Raw genomic sequence first — 15,384 nt, 5'->3', positions numbered from 1 at the left:
GTGAATGATAGTGTCTAAAGGAGGAGAAAGAAGAAAGGAAGACTCCCTTTCTTCTTTACTCCATGTTTCCTAAAGTAGCTGCCATAACCGCTTTAATTGTATGCATTCTATTTTCAGCTTGATCAAATACTTTTGAATGTTTACTGCGGAATACTTCGTCAGTTACCTCCATTTCTTTCAACCCATATTTCTCATAAACTTCTTCGCCATACATCGTTTCAACATCATGAAATGCAGGTAAACAATGTAAGAAAATCACGTTTTCATTCCCTGTTGCTTTAATCATTTTCATATTTACTTGATAAGGTTTCAATAACTCGACACGTTCAGCAAATTTTTCTTCTTCCCCCATAGACACCCATACATCTGTATAAATTACATCTGCATTCGCAACAGCTTCTTCCACATTACTTGTTATCATTACTTGTTCATTATATTTTTTTGCTAAATCAATTACTTCTTGTGCAGGCCATAAAGATTCCGGTGTACAAATACGTACATCCATTCCAACGATTGCTCCACCAACTAGTAAGCTATTAGCAACATTATTTCGCCCATCGCCAACGTAAACGAGCTTCACATTTTTCAATTTCCCTATATGTTCTCTAATTGTTAATAAATCTGCTAGTGTTTGTGTTGGATGCCACATATCTGTTAATCCATTCCAAACTGGCACACCAGAATTTTGTGCTAAAGATTCTACAGTTTCATGATTAAATCCACGAAACTCAATTCCGTCAAACATACGCCCTAACACTTTTGCTGTATCCTCTACAGATTCTTTTTTCCCAAGTTGAATATCACCTTTCCCTAAATATTCAGGATTTGCCCCTAAATCTGTACATGCTACTGTAAATGCACAACGCGTACGAGTAGAAGTTTTTTCAAATAAGAGCGCTACATTTTTACCTTCTAAATAATGATGCGGGATACCGTTTTTCTTTTTCTCTTTTAATTCTGCTGCCAAATCTAGAAAATATAACAATTCTTCTTGTGTAAAATCTTTTTCTGCTAGAAAGCTTCTTCCTTTTAAATTTGGTCTAGTCATTAACATAATTCATCCCTACTTTCTCCGTTATTTATACTAAATATCTTTACGAACAATTGGCATACTCATGCAACGTGGACCCCCACGACCACGAGATAATTCCGAACTTAGCACCTCAATCACTTCTATACCGTGTTCACGTAATAACGTATTAGATACATAGTTACGATCATATGTAACAACTACACCTGGCGCAATTGCTAATGTGTTCGAGCCATCATTCCATTGTTCACGAGCAGAAGCAATTACATCTCCTCCTCCACATGGAATAAGAACTAATTCACTTAAGCCTAATACCTCTTTTAATGCTTCCATTAAAGAAGTACGATGTGTAATTTTAAGAGTTTCCTCATCTGATCCTTTTTCTAAAATATAAATATTCATATTCCCTTTTGGCCCTTGAATGGCTGGGTGAATTGTAAACTTGTCATAATCAACCATTGTAAATACTGTATCTAAATGCATAAATGCTCGACATTTTGGAATTTCTATTGCTAACACTTTCTTAATTTTATTTTGTCGGCTAAAGAGATTTTTAGCTAAACGTTCAATTGCTTTAGCTGAAGTACGAGCAGATACTCCAATCGCAATTGTTTCTTCATTTAAAATTAGCTCGTCGCCACCTTCAATCGGAAATTTATAATCACGATCTAACCAGATTGGTACATTATGTTTTGCAAATCTTGGATGATATTTAATGATGTACTCCATGAATAATGATTCACGTCTACGCGCTGGTTCTCTCATCTTATTTATCGTTAAGCCATCGCCCACGCTAGCTGCTGGATCACGAGTAAAATATAAATTAGGCATTGGATCTAAGTAAAACGGATAGTGATCTTCCATTAATTCATATAAATGTGTCTTCTTACTTGTTTCAATTTCGTTTTTCCGTACACCGCCCATAATTTTTTGAATTAATTCTTCATTTGAAAAGGAAAGTAAATATTCTTTTAAAGTTTGATGTGCAACATTTACGTCGGCCTGTCCTTCTTTTAAAATACGATCAACAAATTCTTCTCGAAGTTTTTTATCTACTAACGCCTCAGCGGCTAGTTTTTCTAAATAAAGAACTTCAACACCCCGATTGCGTAACGTTTGTGCAAAATAATCATGCTCTTTTTGAATAATTGGTAAGTATGGAATATCGTCAAATAATAATTGCTGCAAATAATCTGGCGTCAAGTTTTCCACTTCTTTACCCGGTCGTTTTAATAAAACCGTTTGTAATTCCCCAATTTCTGAAGTAACATGTATCGGATGTTTCATTTGTTGTACCTCCTTTTAAATATGTTTGATGTCTTACAAGTACATAATAAATGCTCTGTACTTTCATCTTTGTGAAAGCATCCACATTATCATTGTGAAATATTAAACAAGTTATTTTTTTAAAATCATACGAATATGTATTTTTATAACAAACTATCTTGCTTTCTCAATAAAAAATACATATATTACGCATATATGTTGAATATTTAACTTCCGTATTTAAACAAAAATCCTGTTTTTAATTTTATTAAAAACAGGATTTTTGCATCTAAATAATTAAATTTAATCTTTCTTCTATAATCTCCCTATCTGATTTCGACTGTGAAATTATAAGGCATGTATCATTTCCACATATACATCCTATTTTTTCTTTCCAATCTAACTCATCAAATAAAACACCAATAACATGTGCATTACCAGGTAATGTTTTAATAACCATTAATTGATCTACACAATCAATTTTTACAACAACTTCTCGTAATTTTTTCTTTAACTTTATATCAGTTTGTAAATGCTCTTCTGAGAAAACTTTATATATCATTAATCCTTCTTGAGAAGGTACCTTCGTTAAGTTTAACTCACGAATATCGCGAGAAACCGTAGCTTGTGTTACTAATACATCTTTTTTTGCTAACAATTCTACTAATCTTTCTTGCTTATCTATTTCATACTCCTTTACAAATTGTTTAATTAACCGTTGTCTTTTTTCTTTTTTCATAAAAGACACCCCTTTTAATATTATAGCTCGCTATAATTTTCATCCGAAAGGGACAGAAAAGAATGTTGCGGAAACGTTCATAGTTTAACTGTAAATATTAAATCAAGCTAAATAAAAAAGAGAAGAACAATATTCTGTTCTTCCTTTTACATTGAAAATCGTTCAATTGTTTGTTTCAAATCAGTTGCTTGCTTCTCTAAATCCTTTAATAATTGATCGATTACTATCATATTTTTAGATTGTTGTAGCGTCACACGTGCTACTTCTTGCGAACCAGCTGACGTTTCTTCAGCAATTGCTGCTACAGCTTTTGTTTGTGCTCCTGTTTGATGAATGTGGCTCACTTGTTCATTCATATAACTACTAATTTGCTGAGTTGCATCGGCTACTTCCATAACACTTGATGACATTTCTTTTAAAATTAATTCCGTAGCTTCCCCACGTTTCGCCTCTTCTTTAGCTATTTTCACTTGTTCTGTCATTTTCATTGCAACTTGTTGTACTTCATCTTGCATATTCCGTAATAACTGCGATATGTTTCTTGCAGAATGATCACTTTCATCAGCAAGTTTACGTACTTCTTCCGCAACAACCGCAAAGCCTCTTCCATGCTCTCCTGCGCGAGCTGCCTCAATAGAAGCATTTAGTGCTAATAAATTCGTTTGGCTAGCAATTGCACTCACAACAGACACAATATGTTCTACTTGTTTCATTCGTTCTTCTAACTTCTGTACATTTTGCATTGAATCTTCATTTTCTTTTGCCAATGTTTGAATACCTTGAATTAAAGACGTAAAGACACGAGTACTATGCCCTAAAGCTTCAACCATTTCTGAAGACAATGTATCAGACTGCTTCGCTTTTTCTTCTACTTCACTTGCAATAGAAGTCGTTGTATCAACAGCAGAAACAATTGCTTGAATTGATGCCGCTGATTGCTCAGCGCCTGAAGAAATCTCTGCAAGTGTCTCAGATACACCTTGCGCTTGTCTCGTTGCTTCGCCTGTTTGTTTTCTAATCTGCTGTACTTGATTATTTGTATACGAAAATGTTGTATCAATATTTTTTACCATGCCCCTTAAGTTTCCTAACATCATATTAAATGCAACACTTAAAGATTTAATTTCATCATCTGTCTTCGGTAATGGAACATCTTCACGAATATCACCCTCAGCTGCTTTTCTTGCCGCTTCCTCTAACTTGCGAAGCGGTTTAATTAAAAATACGGCTGCTCCATATGCTAAAATTCCAGACCATACTACCCCTAATAACATAACGATAATATTATATACAGTTTGACTTACATAACTTTGAAAATAATCGTATATCACGTAAATAAAAAATATACTTGTTGAATATGTAATGAAAGCTAAAACTGTAGTGAATAGCATAAGTTGTGTACGTAATCCAAAAGAAAATGTTTTTCTTTCTTTTTCCATCTTCCCTTTCCCCCTTTTTATAAGCAATATAAATACTACCTATATATTATTATCCATATTTTCATTATAGAAGGATATAGAGATTTTAAAAATCATTATTTCTTTGAATATCAAATTGCACGAAAAAAATAAAGGATTCTGACAATTTATGACTAATAACAGAAATACAGGGCAACATTTGTAAAATATATTTTTAACTGGGGGTTTTGTATGATTCAAGTTCGAAATCTAGTAAAATCATTCGGTTCACTTGATGTGTTAAAAGGAATTGATTTAGAAGTAAAAGAAAAAGAAGTTGTTGTTTTAATTGGTGCCAGTGGTTCTGGTAAAAGTACATTACTTCGCTGTCTTAACTTTTTAGAAATGTACGATGAAGGCGAAATTCACTTACAAGGTGAGCGAATTGATCCAAAGCATTCAAATTTAAATAAAGTCCGTGAAAATGTCGGTATGGTTTTTCAGCACTTTAACCTCTTTCCTCATATGACCTCACTAGAAAACATCATAGAAGCACCTATTCACGTAAAAAAATTAGAGAAAGCAAATGCACAGGATATTGGAAATCAACTTCTCCAAAAAGTCGGCCTTCAAGATAAAGCGGATGTAACTCCTCATCTTCTTTCAGGTGGTCAAAAACAGCGCATTGCCATTGCACGAGCTCTTGCAATGAGCCCTAAGATTATGCTATTTGATGAGCCTACCTCAGCTTTAGACCCTGAACTTGTTGGAGAAGTATTGCAAGTTATGAAAGAACTTGCTGAAGAAGGGATGACAATGGTTATTGTTACTCATGAAATGAATTTCGCAAAAGATGTAGCTGATCGCGTCATCTTTATGGACGATGGAAAGATTGTAGAAGATGCTCCGCCAGTACAATTCTTTTCAGCTCCATCACATGAACGGGCAAAACAATTTTTACGCAACGTTTTATAATGTAACTTTTGTTTCAAACGAAAAGGAATACATTCATACGGTGCACAACTAATCATCCAAATAAAATATTTCAATAACATACTAAAAAACTATCCGTATGATCAATATATAGGAGGGGTTTTATGAAAAGAAAACTATTAACCATTGTTGCGAGCATTACACTATGTACATCCTTCATACTAGGAGCTTGTAGCAAAGAAAGCTCTACTACTTCATCAAATAGTGAAAAAGAATTTCGCTATGCGATGAGTGGATTATACAAACCTTTTAACTATAAAGAAAATGACGGCAAACTTGTCGGCTTTGATGTAGAAATCGGTGAAGCTCTTGCTAAAAAGATGAACATGAAGGCTACGCCCGTTACAAACCCATGGGAAACGCTGATTCAAGGTCTTCAAGCGAAGAAATATGATGTAATACTGGGTAGTATGGCAATTACAGAGGAGCGCTTAAAAGCTGTTAGTTTCTCAAATCCGTACTATCGCTCTGGCGCCCAAATTTTTGTGGCTAAAAAGAATACCGCTATCTCTTCTCCAGAAGATTTAAAAGGTAAGAAAATTGGTGTTGTAAAAGCTAGTACCTTTAAAAATCTTGTTGCAAAATATACAGATCAAATCACAGAATATGACAGCGATATTACTGCTCTTATGGACTTAGAGCCTGGGCGTGTTGACGCAGTAATTACGGATCAAATGGTTGGTCTACGTATGATAAAAGAAGGAAAATCGAAGATAAAAGAAGCCGGAAAACCATTAAATCTTGATGAAATGGGAATTGCTATTCGCAAAGATGATAAAGAAATGGTTGAGAAAGTAAATAAAGCGTTAGATGAAATCATTAAAGATGGTACGTATGAAAAGATCAGTAAAAAATGGTTCGGGCGTAATATTCTCGGTGAAGAGGAAAAAACGAAGTAAGTAAGTTAGCCATTCAAAAGATTTATAAACAATGCCCCACTGATTAAATGTTCATTTTATGTGGGGCATTTCATTCTCTACTAAAATCTATACAATATGAGGTGAAACGCATGTTTGAAATTTTTATCTCTTCCTATCCCACACTCTTAAAGGCTACTATTGTCACATTACAATTAACATTAACTTCCCTAGTACTCGGTTCATTAATTGGATTATTATTCGCTTTCTTTCGAATCTCTAACAATAAAGTTTTAAATAGTATCGCTCATGTCTACATTGCTATTATTCGTGGTACACCTTTAATTGTTCAAATTGCCATTCTCTATTTTGGAATTACATCCGTTGTTGTTTTCACCCCTTTTTGGGCAGGTGCAATCGCTTTAGCAATTCATAACGGAGCATATATTACGGAAATTTTCCGTGGATCTATTCAATCCGTTGACCGGGGACAATTAGAAGCAGCTCGCTCTTTAGGCATGCCTTATCCTTTAGCTATGCGACGAATTATATTACCACAAGCATTTCGTCTGTCTCTTCCTCCTCTAGGAAACCAATTTATTATCGGATTAAAAGATTCTTCACTTGTTGCTTATGTAGGAATGTCCGAATTATGGGGTTCAGGTTTATCAATTGCAGCAGGTAATTTCCAACAATTAGATACTTACATAATCGTTGGTGCATACTATCTCATACTTGTTCTTCTATTTACTTATTTTGTTAATCTTTTAGAAAAACGACTACAACGAAAAGAAACTAACTCCGTCCAAGTCCATAAAAGGAACAAAAAGGAAGTTTCTTTATAAGAAAAAGCAAGCCTGAGATGGCTTGCTTTTTCATTGCAAAAATATATTAATTTTTACTGATTTACTTTTTTAATACTCTTTTCTTCTTCTATATGTTCCTCACGATATGAAATATTATGAGGATCTAGTCCATTTCCTAAAGAACCATAGAAATGCTCTCTATGCGGATCCACTAATTCACTTCCTTGATAATACACACGTGGTGTATTCCATAGCGCTGCCAAAGCTTTTGTCATCGGCATCTCATGATAGCGTTCCGGCCACATTTCTTTAATCTTCTCTTTTACTAACGGATAGTATTTAGAACTCATAGCGGGAAACAGATGATGTTCTGTATGATATGAGAAATTGAAATGTAAAACGTCTACCCAGCGCGGCACTGTTACTGACAAACAGTTTGCTAACGGATCATTTACTGGAACAATTGGATTTAAGCGGTGATTTGTTGCGATATATGCCATTACAATAAAGTTAGCAATTAACAACGGAATGACATATGCAAATAACCATTTTCCAGGTCCCATAATAAACAATAAACTAATCCAAACTGTCCAAGGCAAAAGAAGTTGAAGCCATACAGATTTTTGATTGGATGACTTGAACTCTTTTATAAAATGAAAGAACATTCGAGTCGAATGCAATGTAAATTGAATTGTTAGTGACAGAAAACTAAAGAATGAACGTACATGTAAAGGCATACGATATACCCAACTCAAAAACTTACTCTTCTTAAGTTTCTCAAGTGTCGGCCATGCATCTGGATCATTCTCTTCATGCTGTGTATGAACATGATGCGTTGCATTATGCCACTTTCTCCAAAGCTTTGGCCCTGTTGATAATGGCATAAATGCAATCGCGCCTAAGAAGTCACGAAGCCATGCCTTTCTTACAACAGTTCCATGTAAAATTTCATGCCCTAAAAATCCTAGTGAAGCAAAACATAATCCAAGAACAATCGCAATTCCTAGATTCGCCCACACATTCAATTCAAATACACCAATCGATATTAACCCCGCCAATGCCACAAGCAAATAAGCCAGTCCACCAAATAAACGAGTAGGCACTGGTTTAAATGCTTTTTTCGGCAAATGTGGTGATACACGTGCTGCATACCACCCAAACGTATGAAGCTCCTTCATCCTTTTGCTCCTTTCTTATGCCGCGCCTTGCGCAACTTACATATATCAATTCTTGCTTCCAGATTGATTTTACTAGATGATCCAAAAAGCATCTATTATAAGGAAAATATACTCACTCTATCGTCACTTATTTTTCGCTTTTATTATCAATGAAAAACATTTCTCTTTTTACTCTCTATCAACCTTTCCACATGATGAATCATAACAATAGAATTTCTATATTGTCAACACCTTTTATGACCTAGTAATAAAAGGTGGTTATATTTTTATAATCATACTTTATTTCACTAAAGAAAATGTATAGATTCCATAAGGATTTACCCACTATATATAGACATTTTCTTAAACGCCATAGACTCTATCTCATTCAATAACTCCCTATGTAATCAACAAACAGAATCACTTGAATTTAGTTTTATATAAATCCTACTACATCATAATGCCCCACCTAATTAATTATATTAAAATAATTTATAACCTCTTTTAATAAAAATAGACTACTTCTAAAACAACACACATGAATTTCATATAATATGGAAATATTAAAAGGAAAATTGTTCTAAAATCAGGAGGTTTCCGCAATGACAAGTGATACATTTCCACAACTGCCGCTATCTTATTGGATTGAATCTACTCAGTTTCCTACTTTCCCTCGTTTATCCGAAAATATAAAGACGAAAGTTGCTATTATCGGTGCTGGTATTACAGGTATTACTACTGCCTATTTACTTGCAAAAGAAGGCATCGATGTTGTTTTAATTGATTCTGGTCGTATTTTAAATGGAACGACTGGGCATACAACAGCGAAAGTAACAGCACAACATGATCTTATTTATGATGAATTAATAAATCATTTCGGTGTAGAAAAGGCCCTGCTTTACTATGAATCAAATAATCAGGCTCTACAATTCATAAATAAAACTGTTCAAACATATAAAATCGACTGTAATTTCTCAAATGAAGATTCATATTTATATACAACTACTGATAACGGATTAAGAAATTTATCGAAAGAATATGAAGCTTATCAAAAATTAAATATACCTTGTGACTATGTTCAATCTCTATCGATTCCTATTCCAGTACAATCTGCGCTTGTAATGAAAAATCAAGCACAATTCCATCCCCTTCTTTATTTAAAAACACTTTTAGAAAAGTTTGTGGAGATGGGCGGAAAGGTCTACGAACAAACAACAGCTATGGATGTGGAAAAGGGCGATTATTCACAAATAATTACAAAAGAGGGCCATCATATCACTTGTGAATATGTCGTCTCTTGTTCACATTTTCCTTTTTATGATGCGAATAGCTTTTTCTTTACGCGAATGTACGCAGAACGCTCCTACGCTCTTGCAATAAAAGCAAAAACGGAGTATCCAGGTGGCATGTATTTAAGTATTGATGATCCAAAGCGCTCCTTACGCTATATAACAAACAATGGAGAAAAATTAATTTTGATTGGCGGAGAGAGTCATAAAACAGGTCAGGGAATAAATACGATGCTTCATTATGAAGCACTCTATTCTTTTGCTGAAGCCACTTTTGGAATAGATGAAGTTCCTTATAGATGGTCAGCACAAGATTTAATTACTCTAGATAAGCTTCCTTATATCGGACATATTAACGAAAGAAATCCAAATATATTTGTTGCAACTGGATATCGCAAATGGGGAATGACAACTGGAACTGCTGCCGCTCACCTACTGAAGGACTCCATCCTAAAAGTTCACAGTCCCTATAAAGAACTGTATGCACCATCACGCTTCCATGCAAATCCAGATATAAAAACGTTCCTCTCCCAAAACATTGATGTTGCGAAACATTTAATTGCAGGAAAGATTGAAACCGCATTACGTAAGCCAGAAGATCTCGAAGTTGGTGAAGGATCTGTCGTACATGTTAACGGTAAACGAGCAGGTGCTTATAAGGACAAAGAAGGAAAATTACATATCGTCGATACAACTTGTACACATCTCGGCTGTGAAATTGAATGGAATAATGGTGATTGTACTTGGGATTGCCCTTGCCATGGTTCTCGTTTTTCAATTGAGGGAGACGTTCTTGAAGGCCCAGCAGACCAACCGTTAAAACGAGTTGATAATGAGTAAACAAATAAAGAAGTTCAACAAAATTACTGTTGAACTTCTTTATTTGTTATAAACCCTTTTCAGATAAAATTCGACACAAGGAGGAAAATATTAACATTAAATAAAATAATATATTCATCTACAAATTAAAAGGGGTGAATATTATGCAACCTTCAGCTCCACCTCATCTAGAATCTACAGAAACTATCTTTCCAAGCTCTATTACAAAACTTGTTGTTTTTATTTGTTGGCTAGCCATTTTAGCTGATGGATATGATTTAGGTATTTACGGTGCCGTTCTACCAAAGCTCCTAGAAGACAAAAGCTGGGCGCTATCACCAGCGCATGCTGGTACAATTGCAAGCTATGCTTTATTTGGGATGTTTATTGGAGCTATTCTAGTTGGAACGATTACAGATCTAATTGGGCGTAAATGGACGCTTATATGCTGTTTAGCACTTTTTTCTATCACAATGGGTTTAGCGGCTATCGCTCCTTCTCCTGAGTTATTTGGATTATCTCGATTTATAGGAGGAATCGGATTAGGCGGTGTTATCCCAACAGCTTCAGCACTTACTGTTGAATATTCACCAAAAAAAAGGCAATCTTTTATTTATGCTCTTATGTTTACTGGCTATCCTTTAGGTATCGTGTTAGGTGCTATTTTGTCCATGCTTATGTTAGAAGATTTCGGATGGAGAATTATGTTTGGTATCGGAATGATTCCACTACTCCTCATTCCTTTCATTATTCGCTATTTACCCGAGTCCATTCAATTTTTATTATCAAGTAATCGCCAAGAAGAAGTGAACCAAATTCTTAATCGTTTTCAAATTGAATTTCATGTAAAAAATAAAACTCATCAAGACCCATCTACTATACGAAAGAAAAATGGATTTTTTACTTTATTCTCAAAAGAATACATAAAAGCAACGCTACTTTTTTGGATCACTTATATAATGGGAATGTTTTTAATATATGGTTTAAACACTTGGTTACCACAGATGATGCGCCAGGCAGGATATCCTCTTGGGTCTAGTCTGTCATTTCTACTTATGCTAAATATTACCGCAGCTATCGGCGCATTATTCGCTGGAGCAATTGCTGATCGTATAGGAGCAAAAATTGTTATTAGCATCTCTTATCTTATGGCAGCCATATGTATCGGACTATTAACAATCAAACCATCTGTTACAATCATTTATCTTTTAATTGGCCTTGCTGGTATTGGATCAGTCGGTATTACTCAAATATTAAATGCATATGTAACACAATACTTCCCATCACATATCCGAGCTACCTCCTTAGGCTGGGGACTGGGGCTTGGCCGAGTTGGTGCAATTGCTGGCCCAATTCTCGTCGGTATTATTATGACAATGCAATATGACTTAGCATGGAATTTTTACTTATTCTCCTTTGCAGGTTTTATCGCAGCTATATCTGTTTTCTTCATTCCTACAAAATAAAAAGAGCACAAACTTACTTGTGCTCTTTTTCATATGCTTCAAACAACATATCTCGAAACAATGTATTTAAACTCTCAATATCGATTCCTGATCCCTTTTCAATTCCTTTTACATATTGCTGATAGTAATGAATTTGTTCTTCTAAAAATTGATTTAGCACCTTAATTTTCAATCCAACATCTAATTCAGTACCTGCTTTTTTCTTTATTAACAACTTTTCAATTTCATCTAATACGCTACGTTCTAATGATAATTCTGTAATTAATCGGTCAAATTCTACAGGAGGTAAAGTCGTTTTCTCTTCTAGCCACTTACAAGCTAAAATGGGGCGTAATACATAAAAGTACTTTTTCAGCTTTACATTCTCACCTTGCAAAAATTCACGATAATTTTTCGACGCCATATGTAAATAATGATATATCGTTGCTTTTGGATCAAAATTCTTCTCACTCATCTGTTGAAGTAGTTCTGGAAAATTAGAGTTTTTCGAATAAAAAATTGGTGATCGAATCCACTCAAGTAAAGCAGGATTCGACTTCGCGAATAGTTGCAACGCCTTTTTAATATCCCAACCACTTATATCTAAATCATCACTAATTGGATATTCAATTACATCTCGTTTGTCATGAATTGATAAATACCATTCTACCGGATGTATATAAACAAACCTAACATCATAATCGCTATCTTTCGATGGAAACCCCCAAGCACGACTCCCTGATTCCACCGCAAATAAAATTTTTACATCATTCTCTTTTTCAATTCTTTCTAACTCCAACTCGATTTTCTCTCTCATTTCATAACATCTCCATTTTTTGATTATTTCCTTGGAAATTCGACAATACACTATTAATTTTACTACATACTAAAAAAACTGTCAGAAATTACTGACAGCCTAATGAAACGTCTATTGTTGCTGTTCAATTACAGTAGCAGCAATTCGTTCAAACTCTTTTTGAATCTCCTCTTTATATGCATCTACTATTGAAAAATCCATAGCAGCAATATAAATTCGTTCTAATTTATCACGAACCGATTTTGCTTTCGCTAAGAAAGACATCGCCTCATTCATTTTTGCTTTATATTGAATGGAAACATCACGAATTTCCTTCGCATATTTCTCATCCGTCCCTGGCGTAACAATAAGGGCATACATATCAATAATTTCATCACCCTCGCGACTTGGAAAATATTCATGTGGTGCGGTGCTATCAAAAATTGCAAATCCTAATTCTCTTACGATAACCATATCAAGACTATTCGGGTCAAATCCGCAATGATATACTTCAACTTCAAACCCTTTTTCTTCAGCTGCCTTAGCTAACTTTTTGAGCATCGTTGATTTTCCAGAGCCTGGGCGCCCTTTTATGAAATAACGATGTGGTAACCCTTCTGTTAAATTAGGAACAAAATCAACTGCTCCTTTCGGTGTAGCAGCTCCTAAAAAACGATGTTTTACAAGCGATTGTCTCCCGCTTTTATCTGCAAATAATTTCTGGATTAGCTGATTGGTTAGTTCATTTGCTTTATTAAAATCTATATTATCAATATATATCTTCTCCCACTCATCATGTATAACCAATGCCTCTTTAAAACGTGCGTAAGCAGACTGAAAAGCTTTGCTTGCTTCTGAAACAAATCTTTCAATTTCTAACTTCTGCTTTCTTAGTTTATCTGAGTCCCAAGCAATTCCTAAATTTATATACTCTTCAACAACTCCTGGCATTTTTGGCTCAATAACATGCGGTGATGTCCCATCAACAATTCCTACTTTTAATTGTGGGATAATTACACCATCAACCGATTTATTATCAGAAGAACAATGTAAAAATTCAATATCATATCCTTTTTCAATCCATTCACGACCTATTGCCTTTATTAAAGAAGATTTTCCCGTTCCTGGGCCACCCTTTAAGATAAATAATCTGTCTAATCCTTTTAAATTCTCTTCGTATAAATTGTGAAATCCCCTAGCTGTATTACCACCAGCATAATAATTTAATACATTTCCTGTCACTGCACTCACTCCTTCGCAGCATTCTATTTACATAAGCTACAATATGCAAGCAGCTTTATTTGGGTGAATACCTATTTTGTATTGCACGCAAAAAGGAAATGAATTACAATTTAACTATCGGAAAATTCCGATTTTAAAAACTGAATACTTCTTTATCAAGAGAGGCAGAGGGACCGGCCCTTTGAAGCCCAGCAACCTCAGTTTATACAAACTGAATAGGTGCTAATTCCTGCAAAATGCAATGCATTTTGGAAGATAAAACTCAACTAGCATGTAAAGCTCATCTTTCTTGATACTGAAGGATGAGCTTTTTATTATTTGAAAAACATATATTGGAGGTATGTAAAATGAAAGTAATTGATTTATCACAAACATTTGAAAATAATATGTCTCAATTTCCTGGAACACCTAAAATACAACTAGAAGCTGTTACAAGTGTTGAAGAATCAGGCTATCAAGTTACAGATTTTCATTCTGTCGTTCATGTTGGCACGCATTGTGATGCTCCTGCGCATTTTATTTCAGGCGCAACGACCATCGATCAATTACCGCTGGATCAATTTGTAGGTGAAGCTGTTCTTATTGATGTAACTCATGTACAAGAACGAAAACTACCTAAAGAAGTACTGCACGATGCTGATATAAAAGAAGGAGATATTGTTATTTTCCATTCCAATCTATCTACTAAATGGAACACGGAGGCGTATGAGAAAGAAGCTTTTTATCTTTCTGAAGAATTAGCCGAGGAACTAGTACAATTAAAAGTAAAATCTGTCGGTTTAGATTTTATTTCTCCTGATGAGGTAACGACAGAAACATCACCAATTCATCACATACTACTTGGGAATAATATTTATTTAATCGAAAACTTAACAAACTTAGATGCCATTCACACGAAACGTTTCTTCTTCTCAGCAGCACCTTTAAAAATTAAAGATAGCGACGGTGCTTTTGCAAGAGCATTTGCTGTAATTTTTTAAACAAACTATACAAAAAAGCAAAGATCATCATTGACCTTTGCTTCTATTTTTTTTATTTAAATTAAGAAAGAATTGCTCAACATGAGGACGTAACCAAGCTAAATAATCCTTCTCTTTCTTCTTTGTACAAGCTATTTCTTCCCCATCTACCATTTCAACAAGTTCTAGTTCTAACAGTTGCTTCGTGAATGCTAACATATTCACTTCTTCGGATGGATACTCTTCTTTTAATTTCTCCTCAATTTCCCCCAATAAAAAACCGTCACGCATCATTGCCAATGCATCAATCCAAAGTGGCGGCATTTCATATTTTTCTCCTGTAATTGTGTCTTTTACAGTATAATTCTTTTGCTCTTTTCGAAATTGAATCGTGTGTAAACATACAGTCGAATTTAATGTTAATTCCATCATACCACCTCTTTCATAATATCTGCATAGAAAAAAGGATGCGTGTGCACCCCTTCTTATCTTTTCATAACACTACTGAACCGCTACATGAGCAATCAATCTCATGTCGATATTTTCCTCCATTATAAACGAAGTATTTTATAAAAAAAACCCTTCTTGA

13 protein-coding genes, 2 pseudogenes and 1 riboswitch are annotated in these 15,384 nt (G+C 34.6%); of the genes and pseudogenes, 6 read left to right on the top strand and 9 right to left on the bottom strand.

The window, feature by feature from the left end; genetic code table 11:
- Positions 1–55 precede the first annotated feature (55 nt).
- From argF to ACZDYH_RS22235, 5 genes and pseudogenes are all read right to left on the bottom strand, one after another.
- Entirely contained in the window at positions 56–1,054 is a 999-nt protein-coding gene (gene argF / locus ACZDYH_RS22255; protein ID WP_000930289.1) for an ornithine carbamoyltransferase, read from the bottom strand.
- 30 nt (positions 1,055–1,084) lie between these two features.
- Positions 1,085–2,317 carry an arginine deiminase gene (gene arcA, locus ACZDYH_RS22250; RefSeq protein WP_000682331.1) on the bottom strand — a complete coding sequence of 411 codons (1,233 nt, stop codon included), beginning with the start codon at positions 2,315–2,317 and terminating at the stop codon, positions 1,085–1,087.
- A gap of 268 nt (positions 2,318–2,585) precedes the next feature.
- Positions 2,586–3,035 carry an arginine repressor gene (gene argR / locus ACZDYH_RS22245; RefSeq protein ID WP_000711826.1) on the bottom strand — a complete coding sequence of 150 codons (450 nt, stop codon included), beginning with the start codon at positions 3,033–3,035 and terminating at the stop codon, positions 2,586–2,588.
- A 146-nt stretch (positions 3,036–3,181) separates the two neighbouring features.
- Positions 3,182–3,754: pseudogene (locus ACZDYH_RS22240) on the bottom strand (methyl-accepting chemotaxis protein); the annotation flags it as partial.
- 369 nt (positions 3,755–4,123) lie between these two features.
- Positions 4,124–4,309, bottom strand: a pseudogene (locus ACZDYH_RS22235) (HAMP domain-containing protein); the annotation flags it as partial.
- 375 nt (positions 4,310–4,684) lie between these two features.
- Between ACZDYH_RS22235 and ACZDYH_RS22230 the strand changes: the two are divergent.
- The 3 genes from ACZDYH_RS22230 to ACZDYH_RS22220 all read left to right on the top strand — a co-directional run bounded on the left by ACZDYH_RS22230 (position 4,685) and on the right by ACZDYH_RS22220 (position 7,127).
- Positions 4,685–5,407: an amino acid ABC transporter ATP-binding protein gene (locus ACZDYH_RS22230; protein WP_000616927.1), complete on the top strand. Its 723-nt coding sequence runs from the start codon at positions 4,685–4,687 to the stop codon at positions 5,405–5,407.
- A 122-nt stretch (positions 5,408–5,529) separates the two neighbouring features.
- On the top strand, positions 5,530–6,324 hold the full coding sequence (locus tag ACZDYH_RS22225; protein WP_000823765.1) for an ABC transporter substrate-binding protein: 795 nt from the start codon (positions 5,530–5,532) through the stop codon (positions 6,322–6,324).
- A gap of 47 nt (positions 6,325–6,371) precedes the next feature.
- The gene (locus ACZDYH_RS22220; protein ID WP_002025246.1) at positions 6,372–7,127 is read left to right on the top strand and encodes an amino acid ABC transporter permease; all 756 of its coding nucleotides are present in this window, start codon (positions 6,372–6,374) and stop codon (positions 7,125–7,127) included.
- Between the two features lie 53 nt (positions 7,128–7,180).
- Here the strand turns inward: ACZDYH_RS22220 and desB are convergent, their stop codons facing one another.
- Complete coding sequence (gene desB / locus ACZDYH_RS22215) at positions 7,181–8,266, bottom strand: Delta(10) desaturase DesB (protein ID WP_000661226.1); 1,086 nt, start codon at positions 8,264–8,266, stop codon at positions 7,181–7,183.
- Positions 8,267–8,847: 581 nt separating this feature from the next.
- Between desB and ACZDYH_RS22210 the strand changes: the two genes are divergently transcribed.
- Together ACZDYH_RS22210 and ACZDYH_RS22205 are read left to right on the top strand one after the other, a co-directional pair.
- Positions 8,848–10,374 (top strand): FAD-dependent oxidoreductase, encoded by a 1,527-nt coding sequence (locus ACZDYH_RS22210; protein ID WP_474887189.1) that lies wholly within the window; start codon positions 8,848–8,850, stop codon positions 10,372–10,374.
- A 143-nt stretch (positions 10,375–10,517) separates the two neighbouring features.
- Positions 10,518–11,819: an MFS transporter gene (locus ACZDYH_RS22205; protein WP_088859363.1), complete on the top strand. Its 1,302-nt coding sequence runs from the start codon at positions 10,518–10,520 to the stop codon at positions 11,817–11,819.
- 13 nt (positions 11,820–11,832) lie between these two features.
- On the opposite strand, the gene ACZDYH_RS22200 is transcribed toward ACZDYH_RS22205, so the two are convergent.
- A complete protein-coding gene (locus ACZDYH_RS22200; RefSeq protein WP_001208237.1) occupies positions 11,833–12,615 on the bottom strand; it encodes a nucleotidyltransferase domain-containing protein in 783 nt (260 codons plus the stop codon).
- 111 nt (positions 12,616–12,726) lie between these two features.
- Positions 12,727–13,836 carry a PRK06851 family protein gene (locus tag ACZDYH_RS22195; RefSeq protein WP_000147465.1) on the bottom strand — a complete coding sequence of 370 codons (1,110 nt, stop codon included), beginning with the start codon at positions 13,834–13,836 and terminating at the stop codon, positions 12,727–12,729.
- 149 nt (positions 13,837–13,985) lie between these two features.
- Positions 13,986–14,098: riboswitch (SAM riboswitch) on the top strand.
- An 85-nt stretch (positions 14,099–14,183) separates the two neighbouring features.
- Between ACZDYH_RS22195 and ACZDYH_RS22190 the strand changes: the two genes are divergently transcribed.
- A complete protein-coding gene (locus ACZDYH_RS22190; RefSeq protein ID WP_000862983.1) occupies positions 14,184–14,816 on the top strand; it encodes a cyclase family protein in 633 nt (210 codons plus the stop codon).
- A gap of 27 nt (positions 14,817–14,843) precedes the next feature.
- On the opposite strand, the gene ACZDYH_RS22185 is transcribed toward ACZDYH_RS22190, so the two are convergent.
- A complete protein-coding gene (locus ACZDYH_RS22185) occupies positions 14,844–15,224 on the bottom strand; it encodes a hypothetical protein (RefSeq protein WP_000424119.1) in 381 nt (126 codons plus the stop codon).
- Between the last annotated feature and the right edge of the window lie 160 nt (positions 15,225–15,384).

This window comes from Bacillus sp. EB V-12 (genome assembly GCF_056158125.1).
Note: the sequence above shows the minus strand (reverse complement) of the source record. Positions and strands in the feature narration are given on the sequence as shown.

Excerpts from the sequence above, each read along its gene's own strand:
- ACZDYH_RS22185 (WP_000424119.1), bottom strand. The coding sequence starts at position 15,224 with ATGGAATTAACATTAAATTCGACTGTATGTTTACACACGATTCAATTT.
- argF (WP_000930289.1), bottom strand. The coding sequence starts at position 1,054 with ATGTTAATGACTAGACCAAATTTAAAAGGAAGAAGCTTTCTAGCAGAA.
- ACZDYH_RS22190 (WP_000862983.1), top strand. The coding sequence starts at position 14,184 with ATGAAAGTAATTGATTTATCACAAACATTTGAAAATAATATGTCTCAA.
- argR (WP_000711826.1), bottom strand. The coding sequence starts at position 3,035 with ATGAAAAAAGAAAAAAGACAACGGTTAATTAAACAATTTGTAAAGGAG.
- ACZDYH_RS22230 (WP_000616927.1), top strand. The coding sequence starts at position 4,685 with ATGATTCAAGTTCGAAATCTAGTAAAATCATTCGGTTCACTTGATGTG.
- arcA (WP_000682331.1), bottom strand. The coding sequence starts at position 2,317 with ATGAAACATCCGATACATGTTACTTCAGAAATTGGGGAATTACAAACG.
- ACZDYH_RS22200 (WP_001208237.1), bottom strand. The coding sequence starts at position 12,615 with ATGAGAGAGAAAATCGAGTTGGAGTTAGAAAGAATTGAAAAAGAGAAT.
- ACZDYH_RS22225 (WP_000823765.1), top strand. The coding sequence starts at position 5,530 with ATGAAAAGAAAACTATTAACCATTGTTGCGAGCATTACACTATGTACA.
- ACZDYH_RS22220 (WP_002025246.1), top strand. The coding sequence starts at position 6,372 with ATGTTCATTTTATGTGGGGCATTTCATTCTCTACTAAAATCTATACAA.
- ACZDYH_RS22210 (WP_474887189.1), top strand. The coding sequence starts at position 8,848 with ATGACAAGTGATACATTTCCACAACTGCCGCTATCTTATTGGATTGAA.
- desB (WP_000661226.1), bottom strand. The coding sequence starts at position 8,266 with ATGAAGGAGCTTCATACGTTTGGGTGGTATGCAGCACGTGTATCACCA.
- ACZDYH_RS22205 (WP_088859363.1), top strand. The coding sequence starts at position 10,518 with ATGCAACCTTCAGCTCCACCTCATCTAGAATCTACAGAAACTATCTTT.